Source organism: Streptomyces sp. NPDC127190, assembly GCF_042672505.1.
Taxonomy (GTDB): domain Bacteria; phylum Actinomycetota; class Actinomycetes; order Streptomycetales; family Streptomycetaceae; genus Streptomyces.
The window spans coordinates 163,851-180,669 of sequence record NZ_JBHXVE010000019.1 but is presented as its reverse complement, the minus strand read 5'-3'; the positions used below and the strand labels follow the sequence as shown (position 1 = coordinate 180,669).

Annotated in this window: 20 protein-coding genes; 13 read left to right on the top strand and 7 right to left on the bottom strand. The window is 70.9% G+C overall.

What is annotated here, in order from left to right:
• Window positions 1-99: 99 nt before the first annotated feature.
• Window positions 100-936, bottom strand: a complete 837-nt coding sequence (locus tag ACFVIU_RS27285; protein ID WP_385845687.1) for a hypothetical protein — start codon at window positions 934-936, stop codon at window positions 100-102.
• 179 nt (window positions 937-1,115) lie between these two features.
• On the opposite strand from ACFVIU_RS27285, the gene ACFVIU_RS27280 reads away from it, so the two are divergent.
• The 5 genes from ACFVIU_RS27280 to cseC all read left to right on the top strand — a co-directional run bounded on the left by ACFVIU_RS27280 (window position 1,116) and on the right by cseC (window position 5,582).
• Complete coding sequence (locus ACFVIU_RS27280) at window positions 1,116-1,991, top strand: A/G-specific adenine glycosylase (RefSeq protein ID WP_385845685.1); 876 nt, start codon at window positions 1,116-1,118, stop codon at window positions 1,989-1,991.
• A 273-nt stretch (window positions 1,992-2,264) separates the two neighbouring features.
• A complete protein-coding gene (locus ACFVIU_RS27275) occupies window positions 2,265-2,804 on the top strand; it encodes a SigE family RNA polymerase sigma factor (protein ID WP_385845684.1) in 540 nt (179 codons plus the stop codon).
• On the top strand, window positions 2,792-3,445 hold the full coding sequence (locus ACFVIU_RS27270) for a hypothetical protein (RefSeq protein ID WP_385845683.1): 654 nt from the start codon (window positions 2,792-2,794) through the stop codon (window positions 3,443-3,445). Before ACFVIU_RS27275 ends, ACFVIU_RS27270 begins: the two co-directional genes overlap by 13 nt.
• 77 nt (window positions 3,446-3,522) lie before the next feature.
• A complete protein-coding gene (gene cseB / locus ACFVIU_RS27265; protein ID WP_385845682.1) occupies window positions 3,523-4,227 on the top strand; it encodes a two-component system response regulator CseB in 705 nt (234 codons plus the stop codon).
• Window positions 4,228-4,238: 11 nt separating this feature from the next.
• Window positions 4,239-5,582 (top strand): two-component system sensor histidine kinase CseC, encoded by a 1,344-nt coding sequence (cseC, locus tag ACFVIU_RS27260; protein ID WP_385845680.1) that lies wholly within the window; start codon window positions 4,239-4,241, stop codon window positions 5,580-5,582.
• Window positions 5,583-5,601: 19 nt separating this feature from the next.
• Here cseC and ACFVIU_RS27255 read toward each other — a convergent pair whose 3' ends face one another.
• Window positions 5,602-6,192 carry a TetR/AcrR family transcriptional regulator gene (locus ACFVIU_RS27255; protein ID WP_385845678.1) on the bottom strand — a complete coding sequence of 197 codons (591 nt, stop codon included), beginning with the start codon at window positions 6,190-6,192 and terminating at the stop codon, window positions 5,602-5,604.
• A gap of 134 nt (window positions 6,193-6,326) precedes the next feature.
• On the opposite strand from ACFVIU_RS27255, the gene ACFVIU_RS27250 reads away from it, so the two are divergent.
• Window positions 6,327-7,088, top strand: a complete 762-nt coding sequence (locus tag ACFVIU_RS27250; RefSeq protein ID WP_385845677.1) for an SDR family oxidoreductase — start codon at window positions 6,327-6,329, stop codon at window positions 7,086-7,088.
• A 235-nt stretch (window positions 7,089-7,323) separates the two neighbouring features.
• Here ACFVIU_RS27250 and ACFVIU_RS27245 read toward each other — a convergent pair whose 3' ends face one another.
• Window positions 7,324-8,913: an MDR family MFS transporter gene (locus ACFVIU_RS27245; protein ID WP_385845675.1), complete on the bottom strand. Its 1,590-nt coding sequence runs from the start codon at window positions 8,911-8,913 to the stop codon at window positions 7,324-7,326.
• A gap of 126 nt (window positions 8,914-9,039) precedes the next feature.
• On the opposite strand from ACFVIU_RS27245, the gene ACFVIU_RS27240 reads away from it, so the two are divergent.
• Both ACFVIU_RS27240 and ACFVIU_RS27235 read left to right on the top strand, forming a co-directional pair.
• Window positions 9,040-9,702 (top strand): TetR/AcrR family transcriptional regulator, encoded by a 663-nt coding sequence (locus tag ACFVIU_RS27240; protein ID WP_385845674.1) that lies wholly within the window; start codon window positions 9,040-9,042, stop codon window positions 9,700-9,702.
• 13 nt (window positions 9,703-9,715) lie between these two features.
• Entirely contained in the window at window positions 9,716-10,285 is a 570-nt protein-coding gene (locus ACFVIU_RS27235) for a hypothetical protein (RefSeq protein ID WP_385845672.1), read from the top strand.
• Between the two features lie 52 nt (window positions 10,286-10,337).
• Here the strand turns inward: ACFVIU_RS27235 and ACFVIU_RS27230 are convergent, their stop codons facing one another.
• From ACFVIU_RS27230 to ACFVIU_RS27215, 4 genes are all read right to left on the bottom strand, one after another.
• On the bottom strand, window positions 10,338-11,873 hold the full coding sequence (locus tag ACFVIU_RS27230; RefSeq protein ID WP_385845671.1) for a carboxylesterase/lipase family protein: 1,536 nt from the start codon (window positions 11,871-11,873) through the stop codon (window positions 10,338-10,340).
• 76 nt (window positions 11,874-11,949) lie between these two features.
• Window positions 11,950-13,071 (bottom strand): NADH:flavin oxidoreductase, encoded by a 1,122-nt coding sequence (locus ACFVIU_RS27225; protein WP_385845669.1) that lies wholly within the window; start codon window positions 13,069-13,071, stop codon window positions 11,950-11,952.
• A 131-nt stretch (window positions 13,072-13,202) separates the two neighbouring features.
• Window positions 13,203-13,424: a hypothetical protein gene (locus tag ACFVIU_RS27220; RefSeq protein ID WP_385845668.1), complete on the bottom strand. Its 222-nt coding sequence runs from the start codon at window positions 13,422-13,424 to the stop codon at window positions 13,203-13,205.
• Window positions 13,421-13,651 carry a hypothetical protein gene (locus tag ACFVIU_RS27215; protein ID WP_385845667.1) on the bottom strand — a complete coding sequence of 77 codons (231 nt, stop codon included), beginning with the start codon at window positions 13,649-13,651 and terminating at the stop codon, window positions 13,421-13,423. The genes ACFVIU_RS27220 and ACFVIU_RS27215 overlap by 4 nt, the downstream gene beginning before the upstream one ends.
• Window positions 13,652-13,766: 115 nt before the next feature.
• On the opposite strand from ACFVIU_RS27215, the gene ACFVIU_RS27210 reads away from it, so the two are divergent.
• The 5 genes from ACFVIU_RS27210 to ACFVIU_RS27190 all read left to right on the top strand — a co-directional run bounded on the left by ACFVIU_RS27210 (window position 13,767) and on the right by ACFVIU_RS27190 (window position 16,506).
• Window positions 13,767-14,606, top strand: coding sequence for a Scr1 family TA system antitoxin-like transcriptional regulator (locus ACFVIU_RS27210; protein WP_385845665.1), 840 nt, complete (start codon window positions 13,767-13,769; stop codon window positions 14,604-14,606).
• Window positions 14,590-14,796, top strand: coding sequence for a DUF397 domain-containing protein (locus ACFVIU_RS27205; protein ID WP_385845664.1), 207 nt, complete (start codon window positions 14,590-14,592; stop codon window positions 14,794-14,796). Before ACFVIU_RS27210 ends, ACFVIU_RS27205 begins: the two co-directional genes overlap by 17 nt.
• Window positions 14,797-14,876: 80 nt before the next feature.
• Complete coding sequence (locus ACFVIU_RS27200; RefSeq protein WP_385845662.1) at window positions 14,877-15,143, top strand: hypothetical protein; 267 nt, start codon at window positions 14,877-14,879, stop codon at window positions 15,141-15,143.
• Window positions 15,112-15,642, top strand: a complete 531-nt coding sequence (locus ACFVIU_RS27195; RefSeq protein ID WP_385845661.1) for a DUF6879 family protein — start codon at window positions 15,112-15,114, stop codon at window positions 15,640-15,642. The genes ACFVIU_RS27200 and ACFVIU_RS27195 overlap by 32 nt, the downstream gene beginning before the upstream one ends.
• 15 nt (window positions 15,643-15,657) lie before the next feature.
• A complete protein-coding gene (locus tag ACFVIU_RS27190) occupies window positions 15,658-16,506 on the top strand; it encodes a helix-turn-helix domain-containing protein (protein WP_385845659.1) in 849 nt (282 codons plus the stop codon).
• Window positions 16,507-16,819: the final 313 nt, after the last annotated feature.

The window sequence follows — 16,819 nt, the reverse complement described above, 5'->3', positions numbered from 1 at the left end:
GGACTGCTGCTGCCCGACTGGGAGACCGGCGGGGCCCTGCTGATCACCGGCGAGGCCCGCACCCGACCACGATCCGCGCCACCCCGCCCCTTAGTCGACTCAGTCAGCCGACAGCACGAACGAAGCCCTCAGCTTGGCGAAGCCGGCCTTCTTCGCTTCCAGCAGGTACGTACCCGCCTTCGCCGAACCCCCGGAGGGCGTCGCACAGTGGGCCGCGCTCGCGCTCCGGTCCCACTTCACCGTGTAGGTGATGCTCTGGCCCGCCGCCACCCGGAACAGCAGACTCCCCGAGCCCTCGGGGCAGTCGGCCGACGACCAGAACGGGTCGCTCGCGTCCGCCGCCGTGATGGTCAACACCGCGCTCTTCGGCCCGAGATCGACCTTGCAGTCGGCCGACGAGCCGTTCTTCGCGGTGAGTTCGAAGGTCGGCGTCTGGTCCGGCGAGTAGGAGTTGTGCAGACTGCGCAGGCTCAACGAGACCGCACCGGCGGTGCAGTCGGGCAGGTCGGAGGAGGCCGGAAGCGCATCGCCCGTACCGACGGCGCCGGCGCCGGAGGAGCCGGAGGCCGAACCGCCGCCACCGGAACCGCTGCCGGAGCCACCGCCGGAACCGCCCGCGGAGCCCGCGGACGTACCGTCGGCCGGGCCGCCCGATCCACCGCCGCCGGAGCCGCTGTCCCCGCCGCTCGACTCGTCGCGTCCGCCCGGGTGTTGACTGATCGCGGGGCCGGACGAGGAGGGGCCGGGGGTGATGGTGTGCGCGGGATTCTTGCCGTTGGACGCGCCGTCGTCCTTCTTGCCGCCCCCGCCGCCACCGGCGGTGACCATCCACGCGATCAGCAGCGCCAGCACGGCGACCACCGACAGCATGACGGCCCTCCGACGCCAGTAGATGGAGGAGGGAAGCGGCCCGACCGGATTGCGCAGAGATCCCACGCGCAAACTGTACGAGAGATCGGCGCGCGTGCTTGCGACACCCGCCGCGGGAGTCACAACTTTTCCGGATCATCATCCCGGCAACTGCCGCTGCGGGCGCGGTTCTTCACTTCCGGGCACGCTCGGTGACCGCGCCGTCACGCATCATGTCCGCCGAGCCGTGGCAGGATCGGAAGGCCATGACTGAGAAGCTGCACGCCCCCGTGATCGCCTGGTTCGACGCCCACGCCCGCGACCTCCCCTGGCGCCGCCCGGATGCGGGCCCGTGGGGGGTGATGGTCAGCGAGTTCATGCTCCAGCAGACCCCCGTCAACCGGGTGCTGCCCGTCTACACGGAGTGGCTGGCCCGCTGGCCGCGCCCAGCCGACCTCGCGAAGGAGGCGCCGGGCGAGGCGGTGCGGGCCTGGGGCCGGCTCGGCTATCCGCGCCGCGCGCTGCGGCTGCACGGAGCCGCGGTCGCCATAACGGAACGGCACGGCGGCGACGTACCGACGGATCATGCGCAGCTGCTGGCGCTGCCCGGCATCGGCGAGTACACGGCGGCCGCGGTGGCGTCGTTCGCGTACGGCCAGCGGCACGCGGTGCTGGACACCAATGTGCGCCGGGTGCTGGCGCGGGCGGTGACGGGGGTGCAGTACCCGCCGAACGCGACCACGGCGGCCGAGCGGCGGCTGGCGCGCGAGCTGCTGCCGGAGGACGAGGCGACGGCGGCGCGCTGGGCCGCGGCCTCGATGGAGCTGGGCGCGCTGGTGTGCACGGCGAAGAACGAGGGCTGCCCGCGGTGTCCGATCGCCGCCCAGTGCGCCTGGCGGCTCGCGGGCAAGCCGGAGCACGACGGCCCGCCGCGGCGGGGGCAGACGTACGCCGGTACGGACCGGCAGGTGCGCGGGAAGCTGCTCGCCGTACTGCGCGAGGCGCACGCGCCGGTGCCGCAGGCGGTGCTGGACCGGGTGTGGCACGAGCCGGTGCAGCGGGCGCGCGCCCTCGACGGGCTGGTGACGGACGGTCTGGTGGAGCCGCTGGCGGGCGGTCTGTATCGGCTGCCGCTCAGCTGACACACAGCCAAGTCGGGGCCTGAAGGCCCTTGTTACGAAGCCATCCGGCCGACAAAGTGCCCGATAAAGGGACATAACAACCACCTCCTTTACCCCGTTCCGCTTTCCGTTACACAACCGACGGATAGCCGATTGCTAGCCGCAGGCTGGTGCGCACAGCGCCGTGACAACCGGTCCGTAACTTCTTCTCCGTGCCCGGCGGACCACCGGGCACGGGGACAAGCGGTACTTCAGGCGGATGCCGAAGTGAACGGGGAACGGAGGCGGTTGATCATGGCGCAGGGCGAGGTGCTCGAATTCGAGGAGTACGTCCGTACCCGGCAGGACGCGCTGCTGCGCAGTGCACGCCGGCTGGTTCCGGACCCCGTCGACGCACAGGACCTGCTCCAGACGGCGCTCGTGCGGACGTACGGCCGCTGGGAGGGCATCGCCGACAAGCGGCTGGCCGACGCCTACCTCCGCCGCGTCATGATCAACACCCGTACCGAGTGGTGGCGTTCGCGCAAGCTGGAAGAGGTCCCGACCGAGCAGCTGCCGGACGCCTGCGTGGACGACGCCACCGAGCAGCACGCCGACCGGGCCCTGCTGATGGATGTCATGAAAGTTCTCGCTCCGAAGCAGCGGAGCGTCGTGGTGCTGCGACACTGGGAGCAGATGTCCACGGAGGAGACGGCCGCCGCCCTCGGCATGTCGGCCGGTACGGTCAAGAGCACGCTGCACCGGGCGCTCGCCCGGCTCCGCGAGGAGCTGGAGGCACGCGACCTGGACGCACGTGCGCTGGAGCGTGAGGAGCGGGAGCGTTGCGCGGCCTGACCGGGGCCGGGTCCGACGAGACCCTGGGCAATACTCAGGCGGTGATCGCGGTGGGGTCCGCGCTCGCCGCCCTCGGGCTTTTGGTCGCCGGGTGCGGCTCCGGTGGCACCGGCGCCCGGGACGAGGGCCCGGCACATGCGTCGGCGATGGCCGGAGCGGTCGCCTCCCCGGCGCCGAGCCCGTCCGATCGCTACCGGCGGGTGGACCCCGTGGCGCTGCTCAAGAGCGACCCCGCCGTCTCGGCGACGGTGAAGCGGGAGCTGAAGCCGTGCAGCGGTGACGAGTACCCGGTCGACGTCTCGTACGGCGATCTCACCGACGCCACCGTGGACGACGTCGTCATCAACGTGCTGACCTGCGCCGACGCGGTCGGTGTCGGGGCGTATGTGTACCGGGACACGCGCGGGACCTTCCGGAACGTCTTCAAGAACGAGGAGTCCCCGGTCTACGCCGAGATCGACCAGGGCGTGCTGTCGGTGACCAAGCAGTACTACGAGAAGGGCGACCCCATCTCGAGCCCGTCCGGAGAGTTCGTGATCCCGTATAAGTGGAGGGCGGGGCAGTTCGTCCAGGGCAAGATCACCCGCAACGAGTACAGCAAGTCGGCAGGCGAGGGCGCGACCCCCGCACCGGACAGCTGAACCGGCGGACAGCCCGGACACCCGGCACCCCGTTCACCACGGCACGCAGCGCACATCACGAGGACTGAGAGCACCGGATGGCAGACCAGACACACGTCCTGTTCGTCGAGGACGACGACGTCATCCGTGAGGCCACCCAGCTCGCCCTGGAGCGGGACGGCTTCGCGGTCACCGCCATGCCCGACGGACTGTCGGGCCTGGAGGCGTTCCGGGCCAACCGCCCCGACATCGCGCTGCTCGACGTCATGGTCCCGGGACTGGACGGCGTCAGCCTGTGCCGTCGTATCCGGGACGAGTCGACCGTGCCGGTGATCATGCTGTCGGCGCGTGCCGACTCCATCGACGTCGTCCTCGGCCTGGAGGCCGGCGCCGACGACTATGTGACCAAGCCGTTCGACGGCGCCGTACTGGTCGCCCGGATCCGTGCGGTGCTGCGCCGCTTCGGGCACGCCGGCGGCGCCGCGCAGCAGGACGACTCCGCCTCTTCGGTCAGCGGCTCCCCGCTGACCTTCGGCGACCTGGAGATCGACACCGAGGGCATGGAGGTGCGGCGCGCCGGGCAGCCGGTGGCGCTCACCCCGACCGAGATGCGGCTGCTGCTGGAGTTCTCCTCCGCGCCGGGCACCGTCCTCTCCCGCGACAAGCTGCTGGAGCGCGTGTGGGACTACGGGTGGGGCGGGGACACCCGGGTCGTCGACGTGCATGTGCAGCGGCTGCGCCAGAAGATCGGCCAGGACCGGATCGAGACGGTCCGCGGCTTCGGCTACAAGTTGAAGGCCTGAGTGTGGCGAAGATGCGGGGGCTCCTTCGGCGACCGGTGCGGCGCATGGAGCGCGCGGGCCTGCGGACCGGGCTCAAGTGGAAGCTCAGCGCGGCGATCGCGCTGGTGGCCGGGCTGGTCGCGATCACGCTGAGCCTGGTCGTGCACAACGCGGCCCGGGTCTCGATGCTGGACAACGCGCGCGACCTGGCCAACGAGCGGGTGCGGCTCGCCCTGGGCTACTACGAGCGGTACCGGCGGACGAACTTCCCCGACATAAAGATCGACGACCGCCGGCTGCCGGCGGCCCTGCGCGAGAAGGTCGCGGACGGCCGCCAGGTCAGTGACGTCTCCGACCACGGCGGTGGACCGCCGCAGATCTGGGCGGCCGTGCCCGCGCAGGACGGGCATGTGCTCTCCCTGCACAGCCAGTTCCCGAATCGTTCCGTCAATGTGCTGAACGACCTCGACCAGGCGCTGGTGATCGGCTCCGTCGCGGTCGTGCTGGGCGGCAGCGCGCTGGGCGTGCTGATAGGGGGCCAGTTCTCCGGGCGGCTGCGCAAGGCCGCGGCCGCCGCGCACCAGGTGGCCAAGGGCGAGATCGACGTACGGGTCCAGGAGGCCATCGGCGGGGTCGTACGGGACGAGACCGACGATCTGGCGCTCGCGGTGGACGCGATGGCGGACGCGCTGCGGCAGCGGCTGGAGGCGGAGCGCCGGGTCACCGCCGATATCGCGCACGAGCTGCGCACCCCGGTGACCGGGCTGCTGACGGCCGCCGAACTCCTGCCCCCCGGCCGTCCCACGGAACTGGTCCTGGACCGCGCCAAGGCCATGCGGACGCTGGTCGAGGACGTGCTGGAGGTCGCCCGGCTGGACGGCGCCTCCGAGCGGGCCGAGTTGCAGGACATCCTGCTGGGCGAGTTCGTGGCCCGCCGGGTGGCGGCGAAGGACCCGGACGTCACCGTGCGGGTGGTGCACGAGTCGGAGGTCACCACCGACCCGCGGCGGCTGGAGCGGGTGCTGTTCAACCTGCTCGCCAACGCCCGGCGGCACGGCCGTCCGCCGATCGAGGTGACCGTCGAGGGGCGGGTCATCCGGGTCCGCGACCACGGCCCCGGCTTCCCGGAGGAACTGCTCGCCGAGGGCCCGAGCCGCTTCCGCACCGGCAGCATGGACCGCGCCGGGCAGGGACACGGGCTGGGCCTGACCATCGCGGCCGGCCAGGCCAGGGTCCTCGGCGCCCGCCTCACCTTCCGCAACGTCCGCCCGGTCGGCGCCCCCGCGCACATCCCGTCCGAGGGCGCGGTAGCCGTCCTCTGGCTCCCGGAACACGCCCCGACCAACACGGGCAGCTACCAGATGCTGCCGGGCTGACCCGGCGCCCGGCCCCGTCTCAACCCACCAGAGAGTCGGCCAGCTTCCGGGCCGTGGCGTCGTCCAGGGGCCCGTGGCCCAGCAGGAAGCGGTACCAGAAGAAGCCGTAGAACTGGTCGACCAGAAGGTCCACGTCCCGGCTTGCGGGCAGTTCACCGCGCTCCCGGCCGCGCAGCAGCACCTCGCGTACGGCGGTCCGGCGCGACTCGGTGAACGTGGCGATCAGCTCCGCCAGGTGCGGGTCCCGGGCCGCCTCGCGGACGAGGGTGCGCAGCGCCGGTCCGGACGGTGACCGCTGCGCCGCCTCGAAGGTGGCCGCCGCCAACGCCCGCAGGTCCTCCCGCAGGTGCCCGGTGTCCGGCGTCGGCACGTCCTGTACGGCGCGCTCGTTCAGCGCCTCCAGCAGCACCGCCCCCTTCGACGGCCACCACCGGTACAGCGTCTGCTTGCCCACCCCGGCGGCCCGCGCGATCGTCTCCACCGTCACCGGTGCCCCGTCGGCGTCGGCGAGCAGCTCCAGCGCGGTGTCGAGGATGGCCCGGCGCGCCGCCTCGTTGCGCCGTCGCCCGGTGTGCGGGCGGGGCTCCCTCGGGTCCTGACTTTCCTGCACGTGTGTGTCCTCTCCGGCTTCCGGCGTTCCCGAACCCCCTTGACGAGACTACCGGTCTCGGTAACACTTTAACGAGACCGACGTTCTCGGCAACAGGCCGGGACCCGGTGCGGACACAGGGAGACCAGCCACTCATGAGCACCACTCACACTTCTGCGAACCCGATCGCCGGACAGCGCGTCGTCGTCATGGGCGGCAGCTCGGGTGTCGGCGAGGCAACCGCGGCCTTCTTCGCGGCGGACGGCGCCGAGGTGGTCATCACCGGCCGCGACCAGGACCGTCTCGACGGCGCGGCGGCCCGCCTCGGCGCGCACGGCAGCAAGGTCTCGGCCCACCGGCTGGACGCCGCCGACCGCGCCGCCGTGGACGCGTTCTTCGCCGACTTCGGCGCGGTGGACCATCTCGTCCTCGCGCTCAGCGGCAGCAAGGGCAGCGGCCCCTTCGCCGAACTGGACCTCACCGAGCTGGCGGCCGGTTTCGACGGCAAGTTCTGGCCGCATGTCCAGGTGCTCCAGGCCGCGCTGCCCGTGCTGCGCCGCGACGGCTCGGTGACCCTGGTGACCGCCGCCTCCGCCCGCGCCGCCCTGCCCGGCACCGCCGGCCTCGCCGCGATCAACGGCGCCCTGGAAGCGCTGGTCCCGCCGCTCGCCGTCGAGCTGGCCCCGCTGAGGATCAACGCCGTCTCGCCGGGCGTCATCGACACGCCCTGGTGGGACCGGGTGCCGGCCGACCAGCGCGAGGCCCTCTTCGACGGCCTGGCGGCGGTCACCCCGGTGGGCCGCGTCGGCCGCCCGGAGGACATCGCCCGCGCGATCCACATGTTCGCCGCGAACAGCTTCGTGACCGGGGTGGTACTGGAGGCAACAGGCGGCGCCACCTTGGCAACGGGCCGCTGACGGCACCCGAACAGCGGCGCCCTCAGGGGCGCGGGGCTGTGTCTGATATGCGGCTCCGCCGCGTGGGCGCGAGCAACCCACCACTCAGCCGCACCCGGCGACGGCGACCCACACCCCACCCCCTCCCCCACCCTCATCCCACCGGAAACAGAAGAAGACCCCGGGGCGGACACCCACCGGGGTCTTCAACTCAACGCAAGCTCAGCGCAAGCGCAGGCTCAGGCGCAGCCGAACCTCACACCGCCTCGATCACCTGCATCGGCGCCACATCCTCGCCATCCTCGCCGCCCTCCGCAGGACCCTGCTTCTGCGGGCCGCTGCCCTTGAGCGGCACCTCCTTCACGAACAGCGCCGCGACCAGCACCGTCACCGCGATCGCCGCACCCAGCAGGAACGCCGCGTGCGTACCGGAGGACACCGCGTGCTGGTACGCCTCCCGCACCAGCGGCGGCAGCTTCGCCAGGCTCTTCGCGTCCAGCGCGGCCGACTTCTCGGTCATGTGCCGCCCCACCGCACCGGCCCGCGTCGCCATCTCGTGCTGGACCCGGTTGTTGAACAGGGCGCCCATGATGGCCACACCGAAGGAGGAGCCGAGCGTACGGAACAGGGTGGTGGAGGAGGACGCGACGCCCATGTCCTTCATCTCGACGCTGTTCTGCGCCACCAGCATGGTGATCTGCATCAGGCAGCCCATGCCGAGACCGAGGACGGCCATGTAGAGGCCGGAGGTCAGCCGGGTCGTACCGGTGTCCATCAGCGACAGCAGGTACAGGCCGACGATCATCAGCGCACCACCGACGATCGGGAAGGCCTTGTAGCGCCCGCTGTTGGTGGTGACCCGCCCGGCGACGATCGAGGTCACCAGCATCGCGCCGAGCATCGGCAGGAGCAGCAGACCCGAGTTGGTCGCCGAAGCACCCTGCACGGACTGCTGGTACAGCGGCAGGTAGAGGGTCGCGCCGAACATCACGAAGCCGGTGACGAAGCCGATGAACGACATCAGGCTGAAGTTGCGGCTCTTGAAGATGTGCAGCGGGAGCACCGGCTCGGCGGCGTGCATCTGCCAGATCACGAACCCGATGAGCGCGACCACGCCGAGGGCGATCAGCTCCATGATCCGCGCCGACGTCCAGGCGTACTCGCTGCCGCCCCAGGTGGTGACCAGGACGATCGAGGTGATGCCGACGGTCAGCAGCAGGACGCCGAAGTAGTCGATGCCCGCCTTGGCCCGCTTCTTCGGCAGGTGCAGCACGGCGGTGACCAGCGCGAGCGCGACCGCGCCGAGCGGCAGGTTGATGTAGAAGGCCCAGCGCCAGCCCCAGTTGTCGGTGATGGTGCCGCCGACCAGCGGGCCGCCGATCATCGCCAGCGCCATGACGCCGGCCATCATGCCCTGGTATTTGCCCCGCTCACGCGGCGGGATGAGGTCGCCGATGATCGCCATGACGCCGACCATCAGACCGCCGGCACCGAGGCCCTGCACGGCCCGGAAACCGATCAGCTGGCCCATGTCCTGGGCCATACCGCTCAGCGCCGATCCGATCAGGAAGATCACGATCGAGCTGAGGAAGGCGCCCTTGCGCCCGTACATGTCGCCGACCTTGCCCCAGATCGGGGTGCAGGCGGCGGTGGCCAGGGTGTAGCCGGTGACCACCCAGGACAGGTGCTCCAGGCCACCCAGCTCGCCGACGATCGTGGGCATGGCCGTACCCACGATCATGTTGTCCAGCATGGCGAGCATCATCGCGATCATGAGCGCGAGCAGCACCACGCGCACACTTCTGGGCTGTTTGCCCTCGGGGACGCTTTCTACCGTGTCCGCCATCGTTCTTCCCACTCCCCCTGCGGCTTCTACTTACTTGCCGCCCGGCTAGTTCACTACACTGGGAAGGTAGCCCTGTCACTAGCCGGGCGTCAAGTAAGTTTCGGCGGGAGCGCGAGGAGTACGAGGATGGGCGTCACCATGGACGGCACCAAGCAGCAGCGCCGCGGCAACACCCGCCAGCGCATCCAGGACGTGGCGCTCGAACTCTTCGCGGAGCAGGGCTACGAGAAGACCTCTCTGCGCGAGATCGCCGAGCACCTCGACGTCACGAAGGCGGCCCTGTACTACCACTTCAAGACGAAGGAAGAGATCATCGTCAGCCTCTTCGAGGATCTGACGAAACCGATCGAGGATCTCATCGCGTGGGCCCGCAGCCAGCCACGCACGCTGGAGACCAAGCACGAGATCATCCGTCGCTACAGCGAGACCCTGGTCGGCGCCGAACCGCTCTTCCGCTTCATGCAGGAGAACCAGGCGACGGTACGGGAACTGCGCATCGGCGAGACCTTCAAGGACCGGATGCGCGACCTGCGGGACATCTTCGCGGATCCGGACGCGCCCCTGGTCGAGCAGGTCCGCTGCGTCAGCGCGATCTTCACGCTGCACGCCGGCATGTTCCTGATGCAGGACCTGGTGGGCAACCCCGAGACCCGGCGCCAGGCGGTCCTGGAGGTCTCCCTGGACCTGGTGACCCAGGCGCACGAGGGCACCCGCAAGCCCGACGAGCCCCACCAGTACGGCGACCAGCCCGACCAGCACAGCGACCAGCACGACCGGCAGAACGACTGACGAGGGAACGGCCATGAACCACGCCCAGTTCAGCGCCCTCGGGCGGGCTCTGCGGGTGCTCGGGGAGCACGGGGAGGCCCTGACCCCCACCACCCCGGACGACCGGCTGCGCGAGCTGCGCGCCGATCTGCGGCGCGCGCTCGACCTGCTGGACGACGGCATCGGCGGCAGCGCGCCCAGCACCCGGTGCCCCGAGCATCCGCAGGGCCCGGTGGACGAGAGCGCCCCGGACCTGTGCCTGCTCTGCGAGACCCGGCGCCGGGCCGCCCGGCGCGCGGAGTACCAGGGCGGACGCCCCGGTCCCGCGCCCGTGCCCACCGCGCCCTCCCGGTACGGCGTCCGGGACGACCGCCCGCAGCCCCAGCAGCGCTGGCTGCCGGAGCTGTGGAACGGCCAGGAGTGGCAGCTGTGCGGAACCCCGCGCCGGGACCGGCAGGAGGCCGAGGCCTATCTCGCCGCCCAGCGGCGCTCCTCCCGGCCCGCGATGGCGTACCGGCTGGTGCACGAGTTCACCGACTACGAGGTGCTGCGGGTCTGGGGCACCCCCGTCCGGGTGGACATCGAACCCATGGGCAACCTCTGACCCCCCGGTCGATCGCCGATGGGCAACCTCTGACCCGCGCGGCCGATCACCGCTAACCGATCAGGGGCAGCGGCGGGAACTCGTACCCCTCCCAGATGCGCCGGCTCGCCTCCTCCGGGTACGGCGCCACCTTCGGCTCCGCGTCCAGGATCTGTACGAGGCGGGACTCGGAGTCGTACTCCGGCCAGCCGGGGTCACCCGTGCGAGCGAATCCGGTCCAGGCGCGGCGCATGAAGGCGCCGAGCCGCTCCGCCTCCGGGGTCGGCACGCCGTCGGGGAACAGCAGGCCGCCGAGGTCCGCTGCGAAGGTGCCGAACAGCAGCGGGACGTCCAGGCCGTGGCAGGCGCCGAGGATGCCGCCGTTGCCTGGGGCCGCCCAGGTCAGCTCGTAGACATGTGCCCGGCCGCCGCCCGCCCGGTGGGCCTCGGCCAGCCGCAGGCTCGGCATCGCGAACAGCCAGTCCGTCTCGACGCGTTCGAAGAGTTCCCCGGCCGAGGCACCGGGGAAGGCCTCCCGGTACGTCGCTTCCCCGCCCGGCGCGTAGAGCCGCAGGGTCTGCGCCGCCTGCTCCTCGGTGATCGTGCCGAGGCGCCCGGCGAGGAACTGGAACAGCCGGAACTCGTCGCGGTTGTGGCCGACCAGCAGCTCGATCTCGCGCGCCGCGCCGGAGGCGAGCGCCTGCCAGGGCCCGGCGGGCAGGATGTCACCGTCGACGACCGGGCCGAAGGGGGTGGCCGTGGGCGCCGCCTGGCCCCAACGGTCGGTGTACTCGGTCATTTTGGCGCTCAGCGCCGGTCCGGCGTCGGTGAGCTGCCGGGGGTCGGTCGCGGCCAGGTCGGCCACCGTGGGCCGGTGCCCGGCCTCCGCCGCCAGGGCGGCCGCGATGTCCCGGGCGAGATCGACCGAGAAGAAGGGGCCGGGAACGCTCTGGGCGACCGCCCGGCGGAACAGGCCGCGCGCCCGCTCCATCACCATCAGGGCGGCGATGGAGCCCGCACCGGCCGACTCGCCGGCCACGGTGACCTGGGACGGGTCTCCGCCGAAGGCCGCGATGTTCTCCTGGACCCACTCCAGGGCCGCGATCTGGTCCAGCAGTCCACGGTTGGCCGGGGCGCCCTCCCAGAGCGCGAAACCCTCCATGCCGACGCGGTAGTTGAGGGTGACGAGCACCGCGTCGCCCTCGCGGGCTATGTGCTGGGCGTCGTAACCGGCCTGCCCGCCGTGGCCCACCCGGTAGGCCCCGCCGTGGATCCAGACCACGACCGGGCGGGCCGCCTGCGGGTCCGGGTCGGGCGTCCACACGTTCAGGGTCAGCCAGTCGTCGCCGAGGCCTGCGGACTGGTCCGCGCGGCTGATGATGCCCGGCTCCTGCGGGGGCGGCGGCCCGAAGGCGACGGCCGCTCGCACCCCGTCCCAGGGCCGGGCGGGCCGGGGCGCCTGGAACCGTGCCTCGCCGACCGGCGGCGCGGCGAACGGGATGCCCCGGAACACCGACAGTCCCTGCTCGCGCAGTCCGCGCACCGCACCGGCGGCGGTACGCACCACGGGCCCGTCGATGTCCGGGGCCGGTGACTCGCTCGTCGTCATGCTCGCTCCTCACGTCTCCTCCGAGGAACGCACGGCGACGATCACAAGTGCCCGGCAGGCACGGCCGGTTGGACGGTCAGCTGAGCGACTGGAGCGCGGCCGCGTCGTACGGCTTCAGCTCGTCGTAGCGGTCGGCGAGCACCTTGGCCGCCCACTCCGGGTCCTGGAGCAGCGCACGGCCGACGGCGACCATGTCGAACTCCTCGGCCTCCAGCCGGTCGAGCAGGTTGTCGATGCCCTTGACCGGGGAGCCCTCGCCCTGGAAGGCGTTGATGAAGTCGCCGTCGAGGCCGACCGAGCCGACGGTGATGACCTGCTTGCCGGTGAGCTTCTTGGTCCAGCCGGCCAGGTTCAGATCCGAGCCGTCGAACTCCGGCAGCCAGTAGCGGCGGGTGGAGGCGTGGAAGACGTCGACACCGGCGTCCGCCAGCGGGGCCAGGATGGACTCCAGCTCCTGCGGGGTCTCGGCGAGCCGGGCGTCGTAGGCCTCCTGCTTCCACTGCGAGTAGCGGAAGATGATCGGGAAGTCCGGGGAGACGGCGGCGCGGACCGCCGCCACGATCTCCGCCGAGAACTTGGTGCGCGCGACCGGGTCGCCGCCGTAGGCGTCGGTACGGCGGTTGGTGCCCGCCCACAGGAACTGGTCGAGCAGGTAGCCGTGGGCGCCGTGCAGCTCCACGCCGTCGAAGCCGATGCGCTGGGCGTCGGCGGCGGCCTGGGCGAAGGCCTCGATCACGGCGTCGATGTCGGCCTGGGTCATCTCCTTGGCGTCGGCGGTGCCGTCGATGCGCAGACCGGAGGGGCCGATGGAGGGGGCGTCCGGGTAGGGGTTCTGACCCTGGTTGCGGACGGTTCCGATGTGCCACAGCTGCGGGACGATGGTGCCGCCCGCCTTGTGCACGTCCTCGGCGACCTGCGCCCAGCCCGCCAGCTGCTCCTCGCCGTGGAAGCGGGGGATGCGGTTGCTCTGGCCCGCCGACTCGTGGCCCACGTAGGTGCCCTCGGTGACGATCAGACCGACACCGGCGGCCGCGCGGCGGGCGTAGTACGAGCGGACGTCCTCACCCGGGATGCCGCCCGGGGAGAACATGCGGGTCATGGGGGCCATCACGATCCGGTTCGGAACGGTGAGGCCGTTCAGCTCGATCGGACGCGAGAGGATCTTGGCCGCGCGGGAGGCGGAGGGCGTGACGGTCACTGGGGGGCTCCAGGTGAAGTGACTCTACCGAGTGGTATGTGCATGCGCATTGTTGCACCACCTGAATCAACGATTCACCCGTCACCCCGCATTCCGCAACCGCCTTCGCCCACCGGTGACCCGGAACACACTCATCCGGCGTTCGGCGCCCACAGCCGGGCGTCCCGGTTCAGCCGCCGCACCCGCTCCCGCAACACCGCCTCCGGCGCGGCGGCCCCGAGGAACTCGGGCGGACAGTCCCACTCCCGGCCCCCGCCGACGGGCCGCAACTGCACCCGCCCGCCAACCCGCCCCATGACCTCCCCGACCCGCCCGTCCCGCACGTCCGTGGCATACCTGGGGCCGCCGCTCACGCCCCGGCCCCCTTCCGCAGGGCGGCCGCGAGCTTCGAGGCGACCCCGATGTTGCACCGGCCGAGATCGACCAGGGCGTACGGATGCCCATGCAGTCCGGACACGGGGTCGACCCTCAGCGACGGCAGGATGATCCCGACCTCGTGCAGCGCCGCCCGCAACCGCTCCACCGCTTCATCCACATTCCGAGCGGGCCTCTCCTCGGCCGCAGTCTCCTTGGCTTCCATTGCTCCAATTCCTCCACGCTGTGTTGGTGATTCGCGACACAGCGTGGCAAGGGCGGCTCTAACCTGGCCAGAGACGGCGTCCCAACAATCTCTGCTGTCAGACCGGGGAGTTGCCATGGCAGGACCGAAGGACCTCGACCCGTCGTCGTCACCGCGCGCGCTGCTGGGGGCGGAGTTACGACACGCCCGTGAGCGCAAGGGACTGAGCCAGGCCCAGTTAGGCCAACTGCTCTTCGTGAGCGGGTCGTACATCGGCCAGCTGGAGGCAGGCACGCGGCGCATGCAGCCGGATTTCGCGCGGATGCTGGATGAGGTCCTGGACACGAACGGCTTCTTCGCTCGGAACTGCGGAGCAGCGGCGAAGTCCAGATACCAGGATCACTTCGCGGAGGCGGCGGAGCTGGAAACCCAGGCCACGGCCATCAGGCAATACACCCCGCTCCTGATCCCCGGACTGCTTCAGACGTCCGCGTACGCACGAGCCGTGAACCGCGCGTACGACCCGACGGCGTCGGACGAGATCGTAGAGAAGTGGGTGGACAACCGGATGGCGCGGACCCGCCTGCTCGACAACCCAACAACCCCTCTGTTGTGGGTGGTGCTTGATGAGGCGGCCTTGCGCCGGGAGGCGGGCGACCAAGCGGTGATGGCCGGAGCCCTGCGCCACATTGCCGGCCTGGCCAGGCGGAACCGGGTCATCGTGCAGGTGTTGCCACTCAGCGCGGGAGCACACGCGGCGATGGAAGGCGCTTTGAAGCTGATGGAATTCGCTGACGCTCCGCCGCTGGCCTACCTGGAAGGAGTGCACACCGGACGGCTGGAGGACGACCCGGCCACGGTCGCCCAACTGAGGTTCGTGTTCGATCTCCTCGTGTCCTCCGCGCTCTCGCGAGAGAAGTCCCTGGCCCTGGTGGAGGCGTTGGCGGAGGATTACGCCCATGAGGACCATCCCTGACCTGAGCACGGCCGTATGGCGCAAGTCCAGCTACAGCGGCAATGCGGACAACTGCCTGGAAGTCGCCCCCGACTTCCCCGCCCTCGTCCCGGTCCGCGACTCGAAGACCGCCCCCCTCGGCCCGAAGCTCGTGTTCCGGGCCGAGGCCTGGTCCGCGTTCGTCGATCACCTCAAGCCTCCCCGGAACTGAAAACGCCCCCTTGACGGCCCCTCCCGCCTTCGGGAGCGTCAGGCGCAAGAAACCGCAACCGCTTGGCGTAGGAGGGGACCATGAACCTAGAGTTCGTCGGAATCGACCCCAACACACAGGGCGGCGGCTCGCCGACGGTCTGGGTCGAGGAGGAGACAGCGGACCTGGTGCTTCAGGGCGTCAAGGCCGAAGAGGCATTGCAGGCACTCATCAGCGGCACGGAGTGGGTCACCGGTCACGACAAGGGCATTCCCGCCCACGAGACGGTGATCCGCATCCCCGCCCGGATGGTGCCGATCTTGAGGGAGGCGTGCGATGTCGCCGAGCGACGTGCCGGACTTCGCTGAACTGCTGCGGTCCGCCCGGCACTCCGCCGTGCACCTGGAGATGCGCGACGTCTACGCCGTCGGTGACGAGGCCGAAGACTTCGCCGAGTTCTGCCGTACGGGAGTCCACCCGGACAACGACCCGGAGTCCGCCGACTGGTCGGGCTGGGTGCCGCTGGTACGGGAGACGGTCGCCCGGGGTGTCGTGATGCGGCGTGCCCGGATCGTCTCCGAGCCGGTGACCGACTACATCCGCTTCGAGCACGCGGGCACGGTCGTGAACGTGGCGGCGGGGGAGCTGGTCCGCTGGCTCCCCCGGCGCATGGCCTCGGACATCGCACTGCCCGGAAATGATCTCTGGCTGATCGACGGCCGCCGGGTGATGTTCCACTGGTTCACCGGAGACGGCGACTGGGCGGGACACGAGTTCACCGAGGAACCCGGCGTCGTGAAGATGGTCGCCGACGCGTTCGAGACCGTGTGGGAGCGCGCCATCCCGCACGAGAAGTACACCGTCTGACCCGCAGCGCCCGCCATGCCCGCATCACCGTCATCGAGCGCCCAGGCGGCCCGCGAAGCGCTCGCGGTACGCCTGGTGCACCTACGCAAGGACGCCGGCCTCAGCGGAAAGGAACTCTCCGCCCGCTGCGGCTGGCACCCTGCGAAGACCACCCGCATCCAAAAGGGTGAGACCGCGCCCTCGGACGCGGATATCCGCGCCTGGTGCGCCGCCTGCGGGGCCGAAGACCAGGTGGCCGACCTCATCGCCACCGCTCGCGCGGTCGACTCGATGTACGTGGAGTGGCGAAGGCTCCAGCGCGACGGCATGCGCAAGGTCCAGGAGGACTTCTATCGCCTCCATGAACAGGCACAGCTGTGCCGCGTCTACGTCTCCAACGTCGTCCCCGGGTTTTTTCAGACCCCCGCGTACGCGACGGCGCTGATGGAGACCATCACCGACTTCCAGGGCACTCCCAACGACGTCTCCGAGGCGGTCGCCGCCCGCGTCGCCCGCTCCCGCTTCCTGTACGAGGGCGGCCATCGCTTCGTCGTCCTGATGGAGGAGTGCGTCCTGCGCTACCGCATCGGTGACGTGGAGACGATGGCCGCTCAGCTGCGGCACCTTCTGGACGTCATGTCGCTGCCGTCCGTCTCTCTCGGGATCATTCCATCCACTGCCCAGCGCGCCATGTGGCCGCTGGAGGCGTTCTACCTCTACGGCGACGCGCACGTGGTGGTGGAGACCCTGACGGCGGAGGTCAACGTCCGGCAGCCTCGCGAGGTCGCCGACTACGCGAGGGCGTTCCGCACCCTTCGCCACATGGCCGTCTACGGCGACCATGCCCGCCTTCTCATCAACCGCGCCGTGACGGTCCTGAGTTGACGACGACAGGGCCGCAGATCCGCAATTAGGCGCAATTTCCTGGCAGTAGAACGCGGGCCCTTCCTACGCTCGTCGCAGTCGCCGGGAACTTACCCAGGCCCCTCCCGGAGGGGAGACCCCCGCATGCCGAAACAGCCCCCGCCCCCGCCCCCGCCTCCGGCGCCGAGGCCGTCCGGCCCCCGGCCGGCGGACCGGTAGACCGACGGACCGATGGACCAGCAACCGACACGACCTGAAGGAGGACCACCATGGGCAAGCACGGAGACGGCAAGGGCGGTTCGGACGGTGACAAGAAGCAGTCGCCGAAGGAGTC

What these genes read in the sequence shown, in the direction of transcription:
- ACFVIU_RS27230 (WP_385845671.1), bottom strand. Translation starts at nt 11,873, where the DNA reads ATGACGACGAGCGAGTCACCGGCCCCGGACATCGACGGGCCCGTGGTG.
- ACFVIU_RS27205 (WP_385845664.1), top strand. Translation starts at nt 14,590, where the DNA reads ATGAGGACCATCCCTGACCTGAGCACGGCCGTATGGCGCAAGTCCAGC.
- cseC (WP_385845680.1), top strand. Translation starts at nt 4,239, where the DNA reads ATGCGGGGGCTCCTTCGGCGACCGGTGCGGCGCATGGAGCGCGCGGGC.
- cseB (WP_385845682.1), top strand. Translation starts at nt 3,523, where the DNA reads ATGGCAGACCAGACACACGTCCTGTTCGTCGAGGACGACGACGTCATC.
- ACFVIU_RS27195 (WP_385845661.1), top strand. Translation starts at nt 15,112, where the DNA reads ATGTCGCCGAGCGACGTGCCGGACTTCGCTGAACTGCTGCGGTCCGCC.
- ACFVIU_RS27280 (WP_385845685.1), top strand. Translation starts at nt 1,116, where the DNA reads ATGACTGAGAAGCTGCACGCCCCCGTGATCGCCTGGTTCGACGCCCAC.
- ACFVIU_RS27215 (WP_385845667.1), bottom strand. Translation starts at nt 13,651, where the DNA reads ATGGAAGCCAAGGAGACTGCGGCCGAGGAGAGGCCCGCTCGGAATGTG.
- ACFVIU_RS27190 (WP_385845659.1), top strand. Translation starts at nt 15,658, where the DNA reads ATGCCCGCATCACCGTCATCGAGCGCCCAGGCGGCCCGCGAAGCGCTC.
- ACFVIU_RS27235 (WP_385845672.1), top strand. Translation starts at nt 9,716, where the DNA reads ATGAACCACGCCCAGTTCAGCGCCCTCGGGCGGGCTCTGCGGGTGCTC.
- ACFVIU_RS27245 (WP_385845675.1), bottom strand. Translation starts at nt 8,913, where the DNA reads ATGGCGGACACGGTAGAAAGCGTCCCCGAGGGCAAACAGCCCAGAAGT.
- ACFVIU_RS27210 (WP_385845665.1), top strand. Translation starts at nt 13,767, where the DNA reads ATGGCAGGACCGAAGGACCTCGACCCGTCGTCGTCACCGCGCGCGCTG.
- ACFVIU_RS27250 (WP_385845677.1), top strand. Translation starts at nt 6,327, where the DNA reads ATGAGCACCACTCACACTTCTGCGAACCCGATCGCCGGACAGCGCGTC.
- ACFVIU_RS27200 (WP_385845662.1), top strand. Translation starts at nt 14,877, where the DNA reads ATGAACCTAGAGTTCGTCGGAATCGACCCCAACACACAGGGCGGCGGC.
- ACFVIU_RS27240 (WP_385845674.1), top strand. Translation starts at nt 9,040, where the DNA reads ATGGGCGTCACCATGGACGGCACCAAGCAGCAGCGCCGCGGCAACACC.
- ACFVIU_RS27275 (WP_385845684.1), top strand. Translation starts at nt 2,265, where the DNA reads ATGGCGCAGGGCGAGGTGCTCGAATTCGAGGAGTACGTCCGTACCCGG.